The 19,682-nt window shown below is 39.0% G+C and carries 13 protein-coding genes; 7 read left to right on the forward strand and 6 right to left on the reverse strand.

All coding sequences use genetic code 11. From position 1 onward, the window contains the following. The first annotated feature begins 5 nt into the window (after nucleotides 1-5). The 6 genes from JL102_RS06515 (at nucleotide 6) to JL102_RS06540 (ending at nucleotide 9,983) form a co-directional block, all read left to right on the forward strand. Entirely contained in the window at nucleotides 6-1,220 is a 1,215-nt protein-coding gene (locus JL102_RS06515; RefSeq protein ID WP_237390447.1) for an AGE family epimerase/isomerase, read from the forward strand. A 53-nt stretch (nucleotides 1,221-1,273) separates the two neighbouring features. Continuing rightward, nucleotides 1,274-5,455 (forward strand): two-component regulator propeller domain-containing protein, encoded by a 4,182-nt coding sequence (locus JL102_RS06520; RefSeq protein ID WP_202243459.1) that lies wholly within the window; start codon nucleotides 1,274-1,276, stop codon nucleotides 5,453-5,455. Between the two features lie 49 nt (nucleotides 5,456-5,504). After that, nucleotides 5,505-6,824 (forward strand): glycoside hydrolase 5 family protein, encoded by a 1,320-nt coding sequence (locus tag JL102_RS06525; protein ID WP_202243460.1) that lies wholly within the window; start codon nucleotides 5,505-5,507, stop codon nucleotides 6,822-6,824. A gap of 60 nt (nucleotides 6,825-6,884) precedes the next feature. Then, complete coding sequence (locus JL102_RS06530) at nucleotides 6,885-7,334, forward strand: hypothetical protein (protein WP_202243461.1); 450 nt, start codon at nucleotides 6,885-6,887, stop codon at nucleotides 7,332-7,334. A 94-nt stretch (nucleotides 7,335-7,428) separates the two neighbouring features. After that, entirely contained in the window at nucleotides 7,429-7,845 is a 417-nt protein-coding gene (locus JL102_RS06535) for a hypothetical protein (RefSeq protein WP_202243462.1), read from the forward strand. Nucleotides 7,846-8,114: 269 nt separating this feature from the next. Beyond that, nucleotides 8,115-9,983 carry a hypothetical protein gene (locus JL102_RS06540; protein ID WP_202243463.1) on the forward strand — a complete coding sequence of 623 codons (1,869 nt, stop codon included), beginning with the start codon at nucleotides 8,115-8,117 and terminating at the stop codon, nucleotides 9,981-9,983. Nucleotides 9,984-10,064: 81 nt separating this feature from the next. Here JL102_RS06540 and JL102_RS06545 read toward each other — a convergent pair whose 3' ends face one another. Both JL102_RS06545 and JL102_RS06550 read right to left on the reverse strand, forming a co-directional pair. Continuing rightward, nucleotides 10,065-10,877, reverse strand: a complete 813-nt coding sequence (locus JL102_RS06545) for a 3'-5' exonuclease (protein ID WP_202243464.1) — start codon at nucleotides 10,875-10,877, stop codon at nucleotides 10,065-10,067. 8 nt (nucleotides 10,878-10,885) lie between these two features. Further along, complete coding sequence (locus JL102_RS06550) at nucleotides 10,886-12,244, reverse strand: UDP-N-acetylmuramate--L-alanine ligase (RefSeq protein WP_202243465.1); 1,359 nt, start codon at nucleotides 12,242-12,244, stop codon at nucleotides 10,886-10,888. Between the two features lie 357 nt (nucleotides 12,245-12,601). On the opposite strand from JL102_RS06550, the gene dnaB reads away from it, so the two are divergent. Then, nucleotides 12,602-14,179 (forward strand): replicative DNA helicase, encoded by a 1,578-nt coding sequence (gene dnaB / locus JL102_RS06555; protein ID WP_202243466.1) that lies wholly within the window; start codon nucleotides 12,602-12,604, stop codon nucleotides 14,177-14,179. A gap of 86 nt (nucleotides 14,180-14,265) precedes the next feature. Here the strand turns inward: dnaB and pckA are convergent, their stop codons facing one another. From pckA to JL102_RS06575, 4 genes are all read right to left on the reverse strand, one after another. After that, a complete protein-coding gene (gene pckA / locus JL102_RS06560; RefSeq protein ID WP_202243467.1) occupies nucleotides 14,266-15,876 on the reverse strand; it encodes a phosphoenolpyruvate carboxykinase (ATP) in 1,611 nt (536 codons plus the stop codon). Between the two features lie 201 nt (nucleotides 15,877-16,077). Beyond that, entirely contained in the window at nucleotides 16,078-17,334 is a 1,257-nt protein-coding gene (locus JL102_RS06565; protein WP_202243468.1) for a porin, read from the reverse strand. Nucleotides 17,335-17,404: 70 nt separating this feature from the next. Beyond that, nucleotides 17,405-18,895, reverse strand: a complete 1,491-nt coding sequence (locus JL102_RS06570; protein WP_202243469.1) for an SLC13 family permease — start codon at nucleotides 18,893-18,895, stop codon at nucleotides 17,405-17,407. Between the two features lie 19 nt (nucleotides 18,896-18,914). After that, nucleotides 18,915-19,682 carry a universal stress protein gene (locus tag JL102_RS06575; RefSeq protein ID WP_202243470.1) on the reverse strand — a complete coding sequence of 256 codons (768 nt, stop codon included), beginning with the start codon at nucleotides 19,680-19,682 and terminating at the stop codon, nucleotides 18,915-18,917.

The following is a 19,682-nucleotide window of genomic DNA, read 5'->3' on the forward strand; positions in this document are numbered from 1 at the left end:
TAGATATGATGCAAGATGCCGACACACTGTTTTGGTTGAAAGAAGCAAAACCTGAGTTTGAAGCAGAAATGCACAGGTCTTTGAGCTTTTGGGTGCAGAGGATGAAGGATACTGTTAATGATGGTTTTTATGGTAGAATTGATGGTTTAAATCAACTCTACCCCAAGGCAGATAAATCGGTTATCCTAAATACTAGAATTTTATGGACCTTCTCTCATATAGCCCGATATACTTCAAATAAAACTTATCATGAAATGGCTAGAAGGGCCTATGATTATATCATTAATCATTTTATAGACAAAAATTTTGGAGGGGTATATTGGATGGTTGATTATAAAGGCCAGCCGCTGAATAGACGAAAGCAACTCTATGCACAAGCTTTTGCTATTTATGCTCTTTCAGAATACTATTTATGCTCAAAAGATGAAAAAAGCCTTGATTGGGCTAAGGATATTTTCAGGCATATAGAGCATTATAGCTTTGACGCACTTAAGAATGGTTATATGGAGGCCTGCACCGAGCAGTGGGGTGAGATAGATGACTTGCGGCTTAGTGAAAAGGATGCTAATGAGAAAAAAACCATGAATACTCATTTGCACGTACTGGAGGCTTACACTAACCTATATAGAGTTTGGCAGGATGAAGAGCTCGCAAGGCAGCTAAGAAACCTTTTGCTATTATTCTTTGAGAGGTTTATTAATTATAATGGTCATTTAGAATTGTTTTTTGATGAGAACTGGAATCTTAAATCTTCTGAAATATCATTTGGTCATGATATAGAGTGCAGTTGGCTTCTGTGTGAGGCGGCGGAGGTTTTGAATGACAAAATATTTATAGAAAAGGCCCGAGGCACTGCAGTGAAAATGGTGGATGCAGTAATGAAAGAGGGTGTGCATACGGATGGTGCTCTCATGAATAAGGTAGACAATAATGGAATTATGGATAGTGATAAGCACTGGTGGCCTCAAGCTGAAGCCCTGGTGGGCTTTATAAATGCCTGGGAAATAAACCCTGATCCAAAGTATATAGAAGCTCTAAAGAATAATTGGAAGTTTATCAAAAAAACTCTGCTTGACAAGGAGGATGGCGAGTGGCACTGGAGAAGCAATAAAATAGGCACCATTATTAAAAGTGAAGATAAGGCAGGGCCATGGAAATGCCCTTATCATAATAACAGGGCCATGATGGAGTTAATACGTCGCATAGAGCATTTAAAATAACATAAGTCAATCTGCATTGCATTTTTTCGTGCTTAGATTGTATATTAGGTTTTATGAAATCGTTTTCTACATTCCTTCTAAAGGTATTTCTTGTTTTACTGACTTTGGTGGTAAAAGGGCAGCCCTCCGCACTTTTAAATAAAGAAATTGTTTTTGATCAGCCGCATGAAAACTTAGGTCTATCACAGCGGTCTATCAATTGTATGATAGAAGATAAGAAAGGGTATCTCTGGATAGGCACCTGGGAAGGTCTCATGCTTTATGATGGTTATACCACCACTATCTTTCAAACTAAAGGAGTTACTGAAACTACCTTAAGTAGTAATAAAATCACGGCGCTCTATGAAGATCATGGCGGTAAGATATGGATCGGCACTTTAATAGGAGGTCTATATCAGTATGATCAGGCTACGGGTAACTTCACTCAATATCAATATGACCCTACTAATGATCATTCTATAAGTAACAATAACGTATGGAGTATTACTGAGTCTAAAGATGGAATTATCTGGGTTGGAACTCAACACGGCCTCAATGCTTTTGATCCAAATAAACAGGAGTTTAAGCGTTTTTATCATTCTGATGACCCTAAAAGTATTTCTTATGATTTCGTCACATCTCTGTTTATAGATGAATCTAATAACTTATGGGCTGGAACAGAAAAAGGGCTTAATAGGCTGAAATTAAACACAATAGGGGCTGGTTTTGATAAATATTATTATCGTCTAAATGAGGATGATGGCCCTGCTAATAATTATGTGTATAAGGTTACCAGTTATAAAAATAATGGAAAAGAGGTAATATGCTGGTCGACAAAAAAAGGCCTTAAATTATTAGATTCGGAAGGTATTCATAATTATCTATACCCTGAAAGTTCATTGCGGTTTAGCTTTGTACGCACCCTTTATACTTATAAAAAGAGTAGCCAGTTCATAATGTTGGGTTCAGAGGCAGGTATTAGTCTTTTTGATCCCAATACCCGGGAGTTTAAAAAATTTTATGGTAATTACAATGAGAGAGTTAACCTTAGTCATAATACAGTTACTTGTTTACTCATAGATCATACGGGAGTCCTTTGGGTAGGTACTAAAAAAGGGATTAATAAATTTGATACCTATAACAAGAATTTCGAGCTTTTTGAAACCAGCAGCTTTGATGATAGCCGAAGCATAATAACAGGAATAAAAGGTAATAGTGACGGGAAATACTGGGTGAGTACCATGGGAGGCGGATTATTCCTTTTCGATCCTGATAAGACAGAATCTTCCTCTATAAAGGATTTGTTTTTACATTATAAAATTGATTCTCAAGGGGGTAATGATTTTACTGATTTCATTCAAACCATTGATGTTAGTGAGCCTGGTGTAGTATGGATCGGCACCGCTGGTGATGGAGTTTACAAATGCTATATTAATGAAAATAGCCAGAAGGTAAACCACTATGAGCATTTTAGTAGTTCAACGAAACAAAATCAAATTTCTGATAATTATATCATGTCCATGGCGGGTGATAATCATGGAGGCATGTGGGTAGGTACCTGGAGCGGAGGACTCAATAAAATCAATGAAGATGGTACCGTAACACATTATGGGGAGCCGGTGCTATCTCAGGCGCCGTTAGTCGCCATGTATCAAGATGGTAAAACCTTGTGGGTAGGAACCAGAGGAAAGGGGCTGTTAGCTATGGAAAACCAGGGAGATAAGATAAATGTCACACAATACCGACAATCAAAAGCAGGGTTGAATAATGATTTTATAAATGTTATCTATAAAACTAAAAATGGCCGGTTATGGATTGGTAGTGAAGGAGGATTGAATGAATTTGATAAGAAGAGTGGCCAATGGAAAAACCATGAGATTAGTCGTAATGAAAATGAAGTAGTGGTAGGTCTGCTAGAAGATAATATGGGTAAGTTATGGCTTTCAGGTTGGAATGGTATATCTGTTTTCAATCCCAAGGATTCTACTGAGTCAGTTCATCATTATGATAGAAGAGACCGTATTCAAGGAGGCTTTTTTTATAATAATGTATGCTATAAAGATGCCAAAGGCAGGCTGTTTTTTGGAGGCAACAATGGTTTAAATATTATAAAGCCAGATGAGGTGAACGAAAACCCATTTTCGCCTAAGGTGGTGCTGACAGATTTTGATATTTATAACAAGGCAGTATTGCCAAACGAAGAGTTTAATGGTAGAGTCATTCTTGAAAATCAGCTCAATGAGACAGAGCAAATTAACCTGCATTATGATGAAAATGCCATTTCTTTTGAATTTGCTGCCCTCCATTTTTCTGCTCCGGAAAAAAATCAATATGCATATAGGCTAGTAGGATATGATAATAATTGGGAATATACAGGAGCGCAGCGCCGGTTTGCTAATTACACTAACCTGAAATATGGCAATTATGTGTTTGAGGTGAAGGCTACTAATAATGATGGGGTGTGGGGTCTTGATGCAAAAAGAATAGCCATTCATATTTCACCGCCCTGGTGGAAAACCTTTTGGGCGATGATGGCTTATTTTATGCTGGCTATGGCCATTTTATTGCTTTTCAGGCATCTTGTTATTGTGAGAACAAATTATATCAATGATATCAAAATGGAGCGGCTGAGGCGTGAAAGTGTTTTGAAAATGAACCAGTCTAAGCTGAAATTTTTTACTAATATATCACATGAGTTTAGAACTCCTCTTACACTAATACTTGGTCCGGTAGAAAAGCTCATAGCCTCAGGAACGGGTGGTAAATATGTTAAAGACGAACTGGATATTATCAATAAAAATGCGCAGCGCCTTTTACGTTTGGTTAATCAACTATTAGATTTTAGAAAGGCGGAATCTGGTAAGTTAAACCTTAAAGTGGCCGAAGGTAATATAGTGAAGTTTGTGAAAGAGATTAGGCTGATGTTTACAGGTTTAGCAGAGAAGTTAGGTGTGAAATTTGAGTTTTATAGCGATAGTGATAATATCAAATTGTGGTATGACCGCGATCAGTTTGAAAAAATATTATTTAACCTGCTATCAAATTCGTTTAAGCATGTGCCTAAGAATGGTGTCGTGAAGATTATACTTGAAGAGACAGATGATAAGGTTTTTATAAAAATTGAAGATAACGGCCGAGGCATTGCTCCTGAAAATATAGGTAAAATATTTAATCGTTTTTATTCCGAAGGCGAGGATAAGTCTGGTACTGGTATTGGTCTGGCTCTAACTCGCTCTTTAGTGAAGATGCATCATGGAGAAATAGCTGTTAATAGCGTTCAAAATCAAACTACTGTCTTTACGGTCACTCTTAACAAGGGGAATGCTCATTTTGCGGATGCTGATATTATTGAGAACTTTAAGGATAGTGAATATATTGGGCATTATCACTCAATGACTGATTTGGAAGCAGAGATTATGCCTGTGAGCCTGCCAGAGGGAAAGCCTGCTAATAATGACACACTTAAAAAGCTGCTGATCGTAGAAGATAACCTTGAGGTACGCAGACATATCAAATCGATATTTGCTGATAAATATCAGATTGTAGAGGCCGAGAACGGTCAGTTAGGACTGGCGTTGGCGGAGTCTGAGTTGCCGGATATCATAGTTAGTGATGTTATGATGCCTGAAATGGATGGTATTGCCTTATGCAAGGCTATTAAGAAAAATACGGCTACTTCTCACATTCCTATAGTGCTGCTTACGGCTCGTACTTCTTTAATCTATAAAGTGGAGGGCCTGGAAAGTGGAGCAGATGATTACATCACCAAACCCTTCAACTATCAGGTGCTACTGTTAAAAGTCAAAAATCTCATATCAACCAGAGAGCAGCTCAGAAAGCATTTCAATGATAGCCAAACCCTCAATATTGAGCCCAAGAAAGTCACTTTTAGCTCTGCTGATGAATTGTTTATAGAAAAGGCCTTAGAAAGTGTAGAGAAAAACATGTCTAATACCGCCTATTCCGTAGAGGATTTTGGTGAAGATGTAGGTATGAGCCGAATGCAGATTTATAGAAAACTAAAAGCCCTCACAGGGCAGTCGGCTAATGAATTCATTCGTACCATCCGTCTGAAGCGAGCCGCTCAGCTTATTGAGCGAAATGAGTTTACCATTGCGGAAGTAACCTATAGAGTAGGGTTTCAGGATTTACAATATTTCAGAAGCTGCTTTAAAAAATATTTTGGGGTTAATCCTTCAGAGTATGGCATAAGTGATGAAGAAGAGGAAACAGCCATAAGTGAGGAGCAGAAGTAAAATATATCCACTAAAAATGTGACATAGGCCATGGTTCAAAAAGTGTATAATGCCCCATATTAGAGGAAAAATACATCTTATGAATCAGCGAGCCAGTCTAACTACTCTTGTTCTATTTTTCATTTCATTCTATGGATTTAGTCAGCAGTTCGTTGCCGTAAAAGACGGGCTATTGTATCATCGGGGAGAACCCTATTATTTTATAGGTACTAACTATTGGTACGGCATGAACTTGGGTTCACCTGGTAAAGGCGGAGATAGGGAGCGATTGAAGCGCGAACTGGATCACTTGCAGCAAATAGGCATTAGCAATTTGAGAATTATTGGAGCGTCAGAAGGGCCTAATGATGCGCCATACAGAGTGGTGCCATCCTTACAGCCAGAAGCCGGGGAGTATGATGAAGAAGTATTTCAAGGTTTAGATTTCCTTTTGGTAGAGATGAAAAAAAGAGGTCTCACCGCGGCTGTAAGCCTTAATAATTTTTGGATATGGAGTGGAGGCATGGCTCAGTATATTGCATGGGCTAATGATTCAGCCATGGTGTATTCTCCTCCGGTAGAAAATACAAGCTGGAACCTTTTCCAGAAACACACCAGCTCTTTCTTTGCTGATAAAAAGGCTAATAAATTGTATAAACAGTTTATTAAAATAATCATTAACAGAACAAACACTATTAGTGGCGTGAAATATAAAGATGACCCTACCATTATGTCGTGGCAGCTTAGCAATGAGCCGAGAGGCTACACTAATGTTGAGGCTTATCGTAAGTGGGTAGATGAGACAGCGCATTTTATACAGAAAAAGGATAAAAACCACTTGGTAAGCATAGGTTCTGAAGGTAATACGGCCACCTACCATGCAGGTAATAATTTTTGGGAAGATCATCAAAGTAAATATATAGACTATGCAACCATGCATATCTGGGTAGAAAACTGGGCTTGGTATGATCCTTCTAAGGGTAGCGAAGATCTTGATTCTGCCATTTATAAAGCAAAGCGGTATTTACATGAACACTTGGCTTTAAGCCAAAAGATGAATAAACCATTAGTCTTAGAAGAATTTGGAGTGGCTCGTGATAATGGTTCTTTCGAGATATCGGCTACTACTGAAAATAGAAATAAGTTTTTTATAGCCATTTTTGAAGAGGTTTACGAAAATGCAGATAAAGGTCTTATGGGATGTAATTTCTGGTCGTACTCAGGAGAGGGCAGACCCAAAAAAGCAGCTGGCCTATGGCATGCCGGAGATCCTTTCACAGGAGACCCTCCTCATGAGCAGCAAGGGTGGTACTCTATTTATGACGTAGACAGCGGCACACTGGAGTTGATAAATAGATACGCTCAGATGTTCAAAAGTTTGCCTCAGTAGTCTTTCTATATTGATTCTGTGCAATAGTTTTTGTATATTATATGAAACGCTATTTCACGGATGTTACTGTTTTATTCAATATGTTTCTGTGTCCTCTCGGGCATGCAGGCTATTATTCCATTCAGAGAATCTGACTCATATGATATGAAGGTGGAATATAAGCTGAAGGAGAAGCCTGCTTCTTTGTACCAACAAAATAATGGAACACTGGAAAATAGTATATTGCCTCATTTAGAATTAGCTATTGATATCACCTCCATAGAGCCAGAAGAATTCAGGGTTAATGTAATGAGTGGTCAAGGGGGAGAAGTGATGAGTAAAAGGCTTAAAAAGCCCATCACGCTAACGCTAAGCCTGGGGTTCACCGATGATATTTTTGATGACCTTAAACCAGATACTTATCATATCTATTTTTCTGATAAAGACGGAGATATTTTATCACAACTGAAAGTACAGGTAAAAAAAGATAAAAGCTTACATTTTAATGATCGATTTGTTAGGAATTTATAATCTTAATTTTCAGACAATCAGTTGTTTATATGAGTGATTTTTAAGTTGGCCTCATTATTGTTTTTCATGTAGTATCATTATAAAGATTACTGACATGAGAAAACATTTACTTTTAATAATTCCCATAGTTCTTTTACTGGCTAGTTGTGATGTGGTAGTGGTGGAAGAACCTGTACCTGTAATAGTTAATACAAGAGATCAGTTTTTAGGTTACTATGAGGTGGATGAGTATAGTAGCACATTTGATGAATCTGTTTACTATAACATGCGCGTGGTTGTAGGTGAATATAGTGATGAGGTATTCCTTACTAACTTTTATGGAGCCAATATTGATGTTTTGGCCGAGATCAATGGAAATAGTATTTATATCCCCAACCAACGAGTAGATGGCTATTATATTCAGGGTAATGGTAGGATAAGTGGTAATAGGCTTGTAATCAATTTCAGCGTAGATGACTATTATGATCATCATGTTCCCACTAATTATTGTGAATTAGTAGGTTATAGGTAAGATATTTTATTTAATGAAGTGGCCTATTCAATAAATTTGGATAGGCTTTTTTTTATGTTCTTTTTTTGAGCAGATCTAATGAGCTTCTTTTGGTGACTTTAAATTCTTAGTCTATATTCACTCATTAAATACGCACACATTGTATTCTATAGCAGAATTAGTAAAAGCTTATTTCTGGTGTGATCTTACAGGTAGTCTTAAAGAATCTTTTGAAAGTATCCTGGTATAGCTTGTGTGCTGCATTGAAAATTAAAACGTAGTGTTTAGGAATGGTAGGTTTATTAAGAAAGTGCTTTTTAATATTTGTTATTACTCTTTGTCAGCTTGCTAATGCTCAAACAGGGAGCGAGAACGAGCCGATAAGGTATGTAGGAGGTCAGCATATTGATCCATTTAGGCATGAGGCAGGACTGAGGTATGCCATAGGGGTAGAGAACATCCAAACCTTAAGAGCTAACAGAACCAACCCCGACATGAGTGACGGATATGGTTGGACATACAATCATGCATCGAACCTGGCTTATTGGAATGGACAGTTTTACCAACAATACATCAGTGGTGAAGCAGATGAGCATATAGCTCCAGTGCAAACTATGCTGGTTACGTCGAAAAATGGTAAAGACTGGGGGTTTCCTCAAGTTGCATTTGCTCCTTATGAAGCTCCAAAGGATGTTGATATTCCTAAGGGTTCCACGGGGTATATGATGCACCAACGCATGGGTTTTTACGTGGCACCTAATGGCAGATTGCTAACAGTGGCCTTCTATGGACATACAGAAAACCCTTTCGGTGAAAATGGTATCGGTCGGGTAGCGCGGGAGATTTATAAGGATGGTAGCATGGGGCCTATTTATTTTATTCGATATGATAGCCAGACCAAATGGAATGAGACTAACACATCTTATCCTTTTTATAAAAAATCAAAAGATAAAGGATTTAGAGCAGCTTGCGCTGCGCTGTTATCTGATAAATTAATGACCTGGCAGTGGTTTGAAGAAGACAATGGCGCGGATGGCTTTTATGCACCTAATCATCTGGATAGATCTCATCAGGCATTTAACTGGTACGCCCGAAAAGATGGTAAAATAGTAGGGCTTTGGAAGAAGTCTTATGCGGCACTTTCTATTGATGGTGGCGTTAGCTTTACTGATCCTGTTAAAGCATCTACTTTTGTGATGTCTGGAGGTAAAGTTTGGGGGCAACAGACGGAAGATGGCAGGTATGCTATTTCTTATAACCCAATAGATCAGACCCAGTATCGATTTCCTTTGGCCATAACTACCAGCGATGATGGTATTATCTATGATAACCTGTTATTAGTGCAGGCAGAGGTGCCTCCAAGAAGGTTTACTGGCAGATGGAAAGATTTTGGTCCTTGCTACATGCGAGGCATATTGCCTGGCAATGGAAATGCCCCCGGTACGGATATGTGGATGACCTATAGCATGAACAAAGAAGATATGTGGGTTTGTCGTATTCCTACTCCAATTAAATATGAAGTGACTCAGGATGTAAAAGATGATTTCGAAAATATGACTGCCGAAGGCGCTGTTGTTGATTGGAATTTATATTCTCCGAAATGGGCTAAAGTGCAATTGATAAAAGAGACTCATGCTAATCAGTGTCTTCAATTAACAGACAGTGATCCTTATGACTATGCAAGGGCTATTCGAGTATTTCAGGAAGGAAAAAATGTGAATGCCAGCTTTAAGGTTAAAGTGGAGGAAGCAGATACCGCTATGTTTGAAATAGAAATAGTAGATAAATTTGGGAATAGACCAGTGCAGTTATCCTTCGATGGGGATGGATTTATCAAAGCATTTAATGGTGATAGAATGGTCTCTTTGATTCCATATAAAAAAAGCCAATGGTATTCATTAAGAGTGAATTATAATGCTGATGGCATTGGTAGCTATTCTGTCTATGTTGATGATAAATTGCTGGCAGAAAATCTACCTGCAGCCATGGCAGTAAAGTCAGTGGAGCGTATTTCATTCAGAACGGGCAGTTATAGAAATACACCTGACAGAAGCACCCCAAATGAAACGAATGACCCTCCCTTGCCAGGAGCAGATATAAGGCAAAAAGAATCAAAATATTTAATTGATGATGTGTTTATCTCTAGTCAGCGAGATTGAGCCAATCGGTTGATGTGATTGAGAATAATAAAGCCTTTCAAAATTAATTGAAAGGCTTTATTTTAAGTTTAAAGTGCTCTTTTATCTGTTTAAAGATGAAAAGGCTTTAAGTTTTATTTCGGTAAGCCTCCTTTTGGTGTCTTGAGGGAAGTCTCCTCTCATCATCCATTCGTAATAATTAGGCTCTGCTTTTAATACATCGGTTACAGGTCTATTTCTGTGCTTCCCAAAGTTAAAGCACGGTACACCGTCATTATTGAGTACTATCCTTCCTGCCAGGTCTACCATGTTAGTAGAGGTAAGCTGATGCAGGGTCTCCATGTTGTTTTCGATAACACCAAGCTTATTTCCCAGGTTATCTACCACTTCCTGTCCATCATATTTTTCTACCTGAGCTTCTAAAACGGCCAAGGTGGCTTTAGTATCAGCTTCGGCACTATGGGCATCAGTAAGCTCTTTTCCGCAATAAAATTTGTATGCCGCAGAAAGCGTTCTTTTCTCCATCATGTGGAAGATCTTTTGAGCATCTATGAGCTTTCTTTTGCTTACATCAAAGTCTATTCCAACACGCAAAAACTCTTCTACCAGTAGAGGTACATCAAATTTAAGTATGTTGAAGCCTGCCAGGTCAGAGCCTTCAAGAAACTGAGCAAAGCTTTTGGCTACACTCTTGAAAGTAGGCGCATCTTTTACATCTTCATCATAAATGCCATGGATAACGCTGGTCTCTGCTGGTATAGGTACAGTAGGATTAATTTTATTAGTCTTTACTATTGTTTCTCCATTCGGCATTACCTTCACTACCGATATTTCTATTATCCTATCCTTCACCACACTGGTTCCGGTAGTTTCAAGGTCGAAAAATGTTAATGGATTTTTTAGTTTAAGCTTCATGAAGCAAATTAATTTATCAGTTCTTTGGCTAAATCATCGTAATCTAACTGGTTAAAAGTACCAGAACTCATCATGAGCAGATTCTTGTCTTTCCAGTTCTGATCTCGCAGAAATGCCATTAGTTTGTTTATATCAGTAAATACTTTAAGATTTCTTTCGTCAAAGGCTTCTTTAATATCCTTTTTTGAAATAGGCTCAAGTTTTTTATGCTCTACAGTATCAGGGTTATAGTATACAATAGGTTTGTAAGAAAACTTCATGCTGCCTTTGTATTGCGCAAGGAAGCTTTTGTTTAAACTGCTGAAAGTGTGTAATTCAAGGCAGGCCACCAAGTCTCTGTCAGGGTATTGCTCCTTTAGCGCTAAAGTAGTTGCTCGTACTTTTGAAGGAGCGTGAGCAAAATCTTTATAGATGGCAGTGCTATCACCAGACTTCACCAGCTGCAGGCGATTTTGTGGCCCTTTAAATGATTGTATGGCCTCATAAAATTGATCTTCTGATATGCCTATCTTCTTTAAAACCTCCTTAGCTCCATTAATATTTTGAAGATTATGCTTGCCGAATACTTTTATAGGAGTGTTTTCTGAACCTCTTGTTAGATAAGTGGTGCCATGCTCTATGATAAAAGGATGTGTTTTGTATGATATTTCATGAACATCCTCTCTTCCTTTTGTACCTATTACCGTAGCTAAAGGATCTTCTTCACAGTATATTAATGTACCTCCCTTGGGTGAAGCATCAGCAAATTTATCAAACTGGCTCACATATATTTCTTCTGAAGGAAATACGTTAATATGATCCCAGGCTACTCCACTGATGAGGCCAATATGATGGTGATACTTTAGGAATTTTGGCGTATTGTCAATAGGAGAGGAGAGGTACTCATCTCCCTCAATAATAATGATAGGAGCATCAGTAAGCTGAACCATCGTTTCGAAACCTTCAATTTTAGCTCCAACGGCAAAGTCAAACTTTCTATTAAAATGCTTTAGTACATGTACTATCATTGATGTGATAGAGGTTTTGCCATGGCTTCCTGCTATCACTATTCTTTGTTTGTCTTGAGACTGCTCGTAAATATATTCAGGGAAAGAATAAATCTTTACGCCTAGTTCTTCTGCTTTCTTAAGTTCAGGATTATCCTTTCGAGCATGCATACCTATGATTACAGCATCCAGATCTTTGGTGATGAGGTCAGGATTCCAGCCTTGCTGATTAGGCAGCAGGTCATATTTCTTTAAACTACTCAAGGAAGGCTCGAAAATTTCATCATCAGAACCACTTATTTGGTACCCTTTTTTATGCAGTGCGATAGCAAGGTTGTGCATAATGCTGCCGCCTATAGCAATAAAATGAATGTTCTGCATATATCTGTTATGTAAATCCTTTGGTTAAGGCTCAAAATTAAGATAAAAATTATAAATGGCAGATAAAAATCGAGCTTTAAACTAATGTGAATATAAGTGTTGATAACTAAAATTTTTGTGAATATAAAATTGACTTTTCCACATATTAGGGTTTAAAATGTGGAAAGACCAAGGGATAAATGTGAATAAACTGTTTAGTGTGTAGACGCACACAGCCTATAGCTACTGAAGAACAAATGTTTTGTGTTAATGAAATGAAAAGTTTTATGCAACTAACATTGAATTGGTAGTCGTGAAATTTCTTTTTACGTTTGAGCTTGGAAAGAGAAAAATAGTCATCAAATCAGTAATCACTACATGGAAAATAAATCGTCTTTTAAGGTAGGGCACCTGTCCAATCGAGGGAATCGTGATGTAAACGAAGGACTGGGTAAACTGCCACCTCAGGCGATTGATCTGGAAGAAGCCGTGCTTGGAGCTCTTATGTTAGAAAAAGATGCTCTTACTACGGTTATAGATATTTTAAAGCCTGATAGTTTCTATAAAGACGCGCACAAAGAAATATATGCAGCCATAGTAGAGCTGTTTAATAATTCTGAGCCCGTAGATATGCGTACCGTGGCTAACCAGCTTAGAAAAAATGGTAAGGTGGAAGTGGCCGGAGGGTCTTATTACTTGGCTGAGCTAACCTCTAAGGTGAGTTCTGCTGCCAACGTAGAGTACCATGCCCGTGTAATCATTGAGATGTCAATTAAGCGTGAGTTGATTCGAGTATCATCTGAAATTCAGCATGATGCATATGAAGATACTACTGACGTATTCCAACTGTTAGATAAAACAGAGTCATCTCTTTTCGAAATTTCTGAGGCCAATATTCGTAAGAATTATGATAACATGCGTTCGTTAATGGCGCAGGCTATTCAGGAATTAGAGGAAAGGAAAAATCATAAAGATGGCCTTACCGGAGTGCCAAGTGGTTTCTCTGCTTTGGATAGGGTAACATCAGGTTGGCAAAGAACTGACCTTGTGATCATTGCGGCTCGTCCTGCCATGGGTAAGACGGCGTTTGTGGTGTCTGCCCTAAGAAATGCTGCGGTTGATTTTAATCACGCAGTGGCTATCTTCTCTCTGGAGATGTCTTCTGTGCAGCTGGTAAACAGGCTTATCTCTGCTGAGGCAGAGCTAGAGAGTGAGAAGATTAAGAAAGGAAATCTCGCTGATTATGAATGGCAACAGCTGATTCATAAGACGAATAGGCTGAGTAATGCACCTATTTTCATTGATGATACTCCTGCACTGTCTATTCTGGAGCTTAGAGCCAAGTGTAGGCGTCTTAAGGCGCAGAATGATATTCAGCTCATAGTAATTGACTACTTGCAGCTGATGAGTGGGGATTCAGGTAAAGGTGGCGGTAACCGTGAACAGGAGATCGCCTCTATTTCAAGGGCTTTGAAGCAGATCGCTAAAGAGCTCAACGTACCTGTGATAGCTCTTTCTCAGCTGAGTAGGGCCGTGGAAACTAGGGGTGGAGATAAGAGACCACAGCTTTCCGACCTTAGAGAATCTGGATCAATAGAGCAGGATGCGGATATGGTAATGTTCCTTTATCGCCCAGAGTACTATGGTATTACTGAAGATGAAAATGGAATGCCTACAGCGGGTACGGGTGAGGTAATCATTGCTAAGCACAGAAGTGGTTCTTTGGAGAATGTCAGTCTTAAGTTTATCGGTAAATACACCAAATTCTCTGATCTTGATCCGGGAGGCTTTGCTGGTGGTGAGTTTCCTGGCGGTGGGGGTATACCTGCTGAGTTTGATGATGGACCAGGCACGATCACTTTAGGAAGTAGACTTAATGAAGACAATGGAGGTAACTCTGGCGGGGGTGGAAGCTTCGGCTATAGTGGACCTGATGAAGAAGACGCTCCTTTTTAAAATAAAACTTACTCCTTTTTTATATAAAACGTTAAAACCCCGGAAGTTCTTTTCCGGGGTTTTGTTTTTCCAACCGTTCACCTGGCTTATACCTGCTCTAAAGCAGGTGCTCCAGACATGATCTCATCATTAGCATATGATTCATAGTTTCTGAAATTGCTAGCAAAATTTTCTGCAAGGATTTGAGCTTTTTCGTCATACTTAGTTTTATCAGCCCAAGTATTACGTGGGTTAAGAAGCTCCTCTGGCACTCCTGGGCAGCTGCTAGGGTAGTTAAGGCCAAATGTTGGCAACTCATTATACTCTACATTGTCCAGCTCTCCGTTTAGCGCAGCAGAAATCATTCTTCTGGTGTATTTCAGAGGTATTCTGTGTCCGGTACCATAGGCTCCACCAGTCCAGCCGGTGTTTATAAGCCAAATGTTCACCTCGTGTTCTTTTATTTTTTCTCCCAGTAACTCAGCATATTTAGTAGGGTGCAATGGCATAAATGGCGCTCCAAAACAGGCACTGAATACGCTGGTCGGCTCTGTAATACCGGCCTCTGTGCCAGCCACTTTTGCTGTGTAACCAGAGATGAAGTGATACATGGCCTGGCTTACTGTAAGCTTACTGATAGGAGGGAACACTCCATAGGCATCACAGGTAAGGAAGAATATGTTTTTCGGATGACTTCCTGTAGAAGGACAGCACGCACCAGAGATATAGTCAATTGGGTAAGACACACGAGTGTTTTCTGTTACTTCTTTGTTAGAAAAGTCTACAATGCTGGTTCCTGGTATGAAACGAGTGTTTTCCAGCAATGAACCGAATTTAATGGCGTCATAAATTTGTGGTTCAGACTCTCTGGTAAGGTCGATTACCTTAGCATAACAGCCTCCTTCAAAGTTAAAGACACCGTTTTCTGACCAGCCATGCTCGTCGTCACCGATCAGATGTCTGTCAGGGTCGGCAGAAAGGGTTGTTTTACCAGTTCCAGATAAGCCGAAGAATATAGCAGTATCTCCTTCTTCTCCTATATTAGCACTACAGTGCATAGAGAGTACGTTTTGTTGATCCGGTAAGAGGAAGTTTAGTACACTGAAGATGCCCTTTTTAGACTCTCCGGTATAGCCTGTGCCGCCTACAAGGATAATTTTTCTGGTAAAGTTAATGATGGCGAAGTTTGCAGCTCTGGTGCCATCTTCTGCAGGGTTAGCCATATATTCTGGTACCGCTACTATAGTGAAGTCTGGCTCAAAGTCTACTAGCTCTTCTTTTTCAGGTCTTATGAACATGTTGTAGCAGAAGAGGTTGTGCCATGCCTGAGTATCTATTACCCTTACTTTCAAACGGAAGTCAGGATCTGCTCCTGCGTAGGCATCTCTTACAAACAGTCTTTTATAGGCTAGGCTGCTTACAACTTTATCAAATAGTTTATTGAATTTTTCAGAATCGAAGGGAATGTTAATGTTTCCCCACCATACTTTGTCACGGGTAATGTCATCTTCTACGATATATCTGTCCTTAGGAGATCGTCCTGTAAACTTACCTGTGTCACACATGAGGGCTCCGGTGCTGGTGAGTACACCTTCTTGATTTTTTATGGCTTCAGACACCAACTCGGCAGGAGTGAGATTCCATAAAACACCTTTTGCATTTGCTAGGCCAAGAGATTTAAGGCCTTTAAAGATTGATTCGAGGTTAGAACGTTTCATCTGATTGAATGTTTAAAAGGTTAAGGACTTGTATGAGTTATAAAATCGAAGTGTTTCTTCAATTTTATGTCTTTTCAGTTTATGTTTTCTTATCTTGATTTTATCTGTTATTATCCTTGTTTGTTGATATGAAGGTCGTTATTTAAATCTACTTCTAACATGACCTGTATTATTCAAATTAGTGATTAATGTCAGTTTTTGCTAAAATTTAAATTGATATTGAAGTAGGAATAGGCTCTTTCTTGCAGTGCAATGTGTAAGGCCTTCGTTACTTTCAAAAATAGGACGACTTTGTAGGGCAAGTGTGAGCTTAGAGTGCTTCATGTCTGGATAATAATTAATACAGAAGTCATAATTAATAACGTCATCATCCAGAATATCATAATCAGCATATTGCATTGATATAGCGGGCTGGATCATTGATTTTGTTAGATGATAATTGAAGGCCAATTGTGCTGTAAAAATAGCTCCTGTGCCTGCAGCAGGATAGGCATTTCCACTACCGCTGTAGCTGCCCATTTCATTAGTGCCAGAGCAAATATTATTGGGAGCGATGTTACGTATGAAGTTTGTTCCTAAGTCAGAATGAATATAACCGCCATAAAAAATAGCATCTACTTTTGGGTGTATAGGCAGTTGGGAAAAAATATCAATACCATGCATATTCATGCTGTGAAATAGAGTGTCTTGCTGCTGCAAGCTCCAGGTAGCACTTGGCTGATAAAGATGGCCTACCCCTATGTTGAAAATATGTTTTCTACTGGTATAATATTGAGGAGCAAAAGATGAACTCTGCTTCTCCTTATCCAGAAACTGATATTTGATATACCATGAAGTTTGATAGTCAGAGTATTGACTTGCAAAGGTGGCCTGTTTGTCTTTTGGCGTTACGGGTTTACTGTCGTTATACGGCTTGGCTAATATTATCCGGTAATCTATTTTTCCCACCTGTCCGTAAGAAAAAAGGGAAGGCCTTCTCATCATATCATCATAGATGTTAATGGCAGGAAGTGTGCTGAAGTATATATCAGATGACAGTTGAGAGGCCGTGGCAGGGGCGGAGTATCGGCTTAAGCCTACCCAGGCACTTTTGCCCACACCCACTTTTAGCCAAGGCTTAAATTCATAAAAGCCATAGGCATCTAATATTTTAAAGGTTTTCTCTTTTTTTGCTGTGTTAATATTGTTTTGTCCTCCCTGTATCACAAAGCCAAAGTTATGGCTTAGTTTACCTTGGATTTTAAGTCTTAGTCGTCTTACAGAGAAGTCTGTAATGTTAGACTCCTCCTGTTCCTTTACTAATGATCCCGGGTTAAGGTCTGTATGTCTGAGCCAAAACTGGCCAGAGCCTGAGATCTTTAAGTATTGTTTCTGAGCACTATCTAAAGGGATAATAATCTGAGCCTTTAGAGCGGTAGCCAAGCAAATAAGTATTAAGAGAAGAGCAGAAATTTTCATGACTGTAGAGGGTATGTCCCCCACCAGTCATTATCACTGGTGAGGGTGGTTCAAAATCACATTCATGCTTTTAAATTAAACCGAGGGAGGTAGTGCAGTATAGCATCAGAAACACCAAAGCAGTACCTATCAGGCCCATAAATATTCCCATTCCTGCCAGATGCTTGGTTTCTATCAGTCCTGTACTAAAAGCTAGAGCATTAGGCGGTGTGCTGATAGGTAAAGACATACTGAGAGAAATGGCTAGGGTTGTGGAAAGTAGCAATACTTTTTCTCCACCAAATGCTTCTAGTCCTGGTACAGTAGTACCTATCACCGCTATAATAGGTATGAGTAGGTTAGCTGTGGCTGTGTGAGACATGAAGTTAGCAATAATTAGCCCGGTAATAGCAGCTAGCAAAAAGATGATAGCCAGAGACATATTTCCAAAGGGGATATTGTTGACTATCACAGCTGCCAGGCCAGTGGCATCTAGAGCTAAGCCCAGGGCAATGCCTCCTGATACCAGCCATAGCACATCCCAACTAATGTTTTTGAGATCGTCTTTATTGATAACCTGAAGGCATAAAAATACCGCCATAGGAATTAGTGCTATAATATAAGAGTTCATACCATGAAGGAAGTCGGTAAGCCAGAGGGCTACTGTAACCGCAAAAGTAGAATAGATTATGACAGAGGCTCTTTTGTCTTGCTTTTTGGTCTTGAATTTAAGCTCTATTTTTTTTGTAGTGGGTGGGTATAAATAAAGTATCAGTAGCCATCCGCAAAACATAAGAAACAGAGCGAAGGGTACACACATGAGCATCCATGTACTAAAAGATATAGCATTATCACCGATCAGGTATTTCATGGCTATAGCATTAGGCGGAGTGCCTATGGGAGTACCTATGCCACCAATGTTAGCTGCCAAAGGTACGCTGAGAACAAATCCTATGCGACCTTTGTCTTCTTTGTCTAGGCAGGCCAGTACAGGTACTAGTATGGACAGCATCATAGCTGTAGCGGCTGTGTTACTCATAAACATAGAGAACACCGCTGTAATACTCATGATGCCGAGCATAACCCATCTAGGTTGGCAACCAAAAGGTTTAATAAATGTACGAGCCATGGCTACATCTAAGTTATATTTAGATGCTGCAATAGCGAGGAAGAATCCTCCCAGAAATAGGATGATAATGGGCGAGGCAAACGTACCAATAATCTCTTTATAGTTTAGAATATTGCCAAAGCCACTGGCCTCCTGATTGAGGAAAGCCAGTGCAAGACCGCTATCAGAAAGTAAGACCAGCTCCAGTAAGATTACCACTATCGAAGTGGCAAAAATAGGTACAGGTTCCATAATCCAGAAAATAGCGGCAAAGGTAAATATAAAGATAGCTCTGTGTTGCGTCACCGTCAGGTTATCCAGGGGTATCCAGGAAGAGGGCATAGCCCACACCAATAACGGAATTGCTATGCACAATATCAGTTTAAGAGCAGAGATGTGGGCTACAAAATTAAAGGCAATGTTATTGAATCTACGATGTAAGAAATCAAATGATTGTCTAAAGTAAGCTTGCATGATAGTATGATTTTATTCGCTAGCATAAAATAAGCATAGGTATCTTCGTGTTTTCCGCAAGTTGATAAATCAGTTTGCCTTCAGAGTTAGATTTGTTTCTTCCATGATCTCTAGACAGCGTAATCAGTAAATCTATTTTCTGCTCTACTACATAATTGTTGATCGCATTTTCCATATCCTTATCGTTTATGGCTACGTATTCATGATCTATATTTTCTAGATAGTATTCCAGGATGTTTTCAGAGTTATCTACCAAAACGGGAGCTTTTTCTCTATTTACATGGAATACATATAGCTTAGAAGAGAATTTAAGAGCTAGCTGCATTACATCTTTCAGCACCTGAGATACTCTTATTTCTTTAAAATCATTGCCGTATGCAATACGTTTTAATCTATAATCAGTGTAAAAGTCAGGCACAGCTATAATAGGACAATCCAGGTCTTTCATTAGTTTGCTAGCAATAGATATGCTTTCTTTTCTATTCTCTGATTTAAGCCCCATTATAACAAGGCTAGAGCGGTGTTCATCGGCAGAGCGTAATAACTCATCAGCAGGATTGCCTATATATATATGAAATTCATAATGTGGTAGGCCTGTAAGTGTTTCCTCCCGGAAAGTGTTAAACTTATTCTCTATTTCTGCCTGAGAAAAAACCGTTTTTTCAGTTACATGGACAATTACCAGATTGATTGATTCTTTATCAAAAATATAACTGGCGTATTTCACTGCATTTTTACTGGAATCAGTAAAGTCAATGGGGATGAGAATGCTTTTTAGATTTTTCAT

The organism is Fulvivirga sediminis (assembly GCF_016757215.1).
GTDB classification, from domain to species: domain Bacteria; phylum Bacteroidota; class Bacteroidia; order Cytophagales; family Cyclobacteriaceae; genus Fulvivirga; species Fulvivirga sediminis.

Bases quoted from the DNA above. Each gene is read 5' to 3' on its own strand.
- JL102_RS06515 (WP_237390447.1), top strand. From the start codon at position 6: ATGATGCAAGATGCCGACACACTGTTTTGGTTGAAAGAAGCAAAACCT.
- JL102_RS06520 (WP_202243459.1), top strand. From the start codon at position 1,274: ATGAAATCGTTTTCTACATTCCTTCTAAAGGTATTTCTTGTTTTACTG.
- JL102_RS06525 (WP_202243460.1), top strand. From the start codon at position 5,505: ATGCCCCATATTAGAGGAAAAATACATCTTATGAATCAGCGAGCCAGT.
- JL102_RS06530 (WP_202243461.1), top strand. From the start codon at position 6,885: ATGTTACTGTTTTATTCAATATGTTTCTGTGTCCTCTCGGGCATGCAG.
- JL102_RS06535 (WP_202243462.1), top strand. From the start codon at position 7,429: ATGAGAAAACATTTACTTTTAATAATTCCCATAGTTCTTTTACTGGCT.
- JL102_RS06540 (WP_202243463.1), top strand. From the start codon at position 8,115: ATGGTAGGTTTATTAAGAAAGTGCTTTTTAATATTTGTTATTACTCTT.
- JL102_RS06545 (WP_202243464.1), bottom strand. From the start codon at position 10,877: ATGAAGCTTAAACTAAAAAATCCATTAACATTTTTCGACCTTGAAACT.
- JL102_RS06550 (WP_202243465.1), bottom strand. From the start codon at position 12,244: ATGCAGAACATTCATTTTATTGCTATAGGCGGCAGCATTATGCACAAC.
- dnaB (WP_202243466.1), top strand. From the start codon at position 12,602: ATGGAAAATAAATCGTCTTTTAAGGTAGGGCACCTGTCCAATCGAGGG.
- pckA (WP_202243467.1), bottom strand. From the start codon at position 15,876: ATGAAACGTTCTAACCTCGAATCAATCTTTAAAGGCCTTAAATCTCTT.
- JL102_RS06565 (WP_202243468.1), bottom strand. From the start codon at position 17,334: ATGAAAATTTCTGCTCTTCTCTTAATACTTATTTGCTTGGCTACCGCT.
- JL102_RS06570 (WP_202243469.1), bottom strand. From the start codon at position 18,895: ATGCAAGCTTACTTTAGACAATCATTTGATTTCTTACATCGTAGATTC.
- JL102_RS06575 (WP_202243470.1), bottom strand. From the start codon at position 19,682: ATGAAAAATCTAAAAAGCATTCTCATCCCCATTGACTTTACTGATTCC.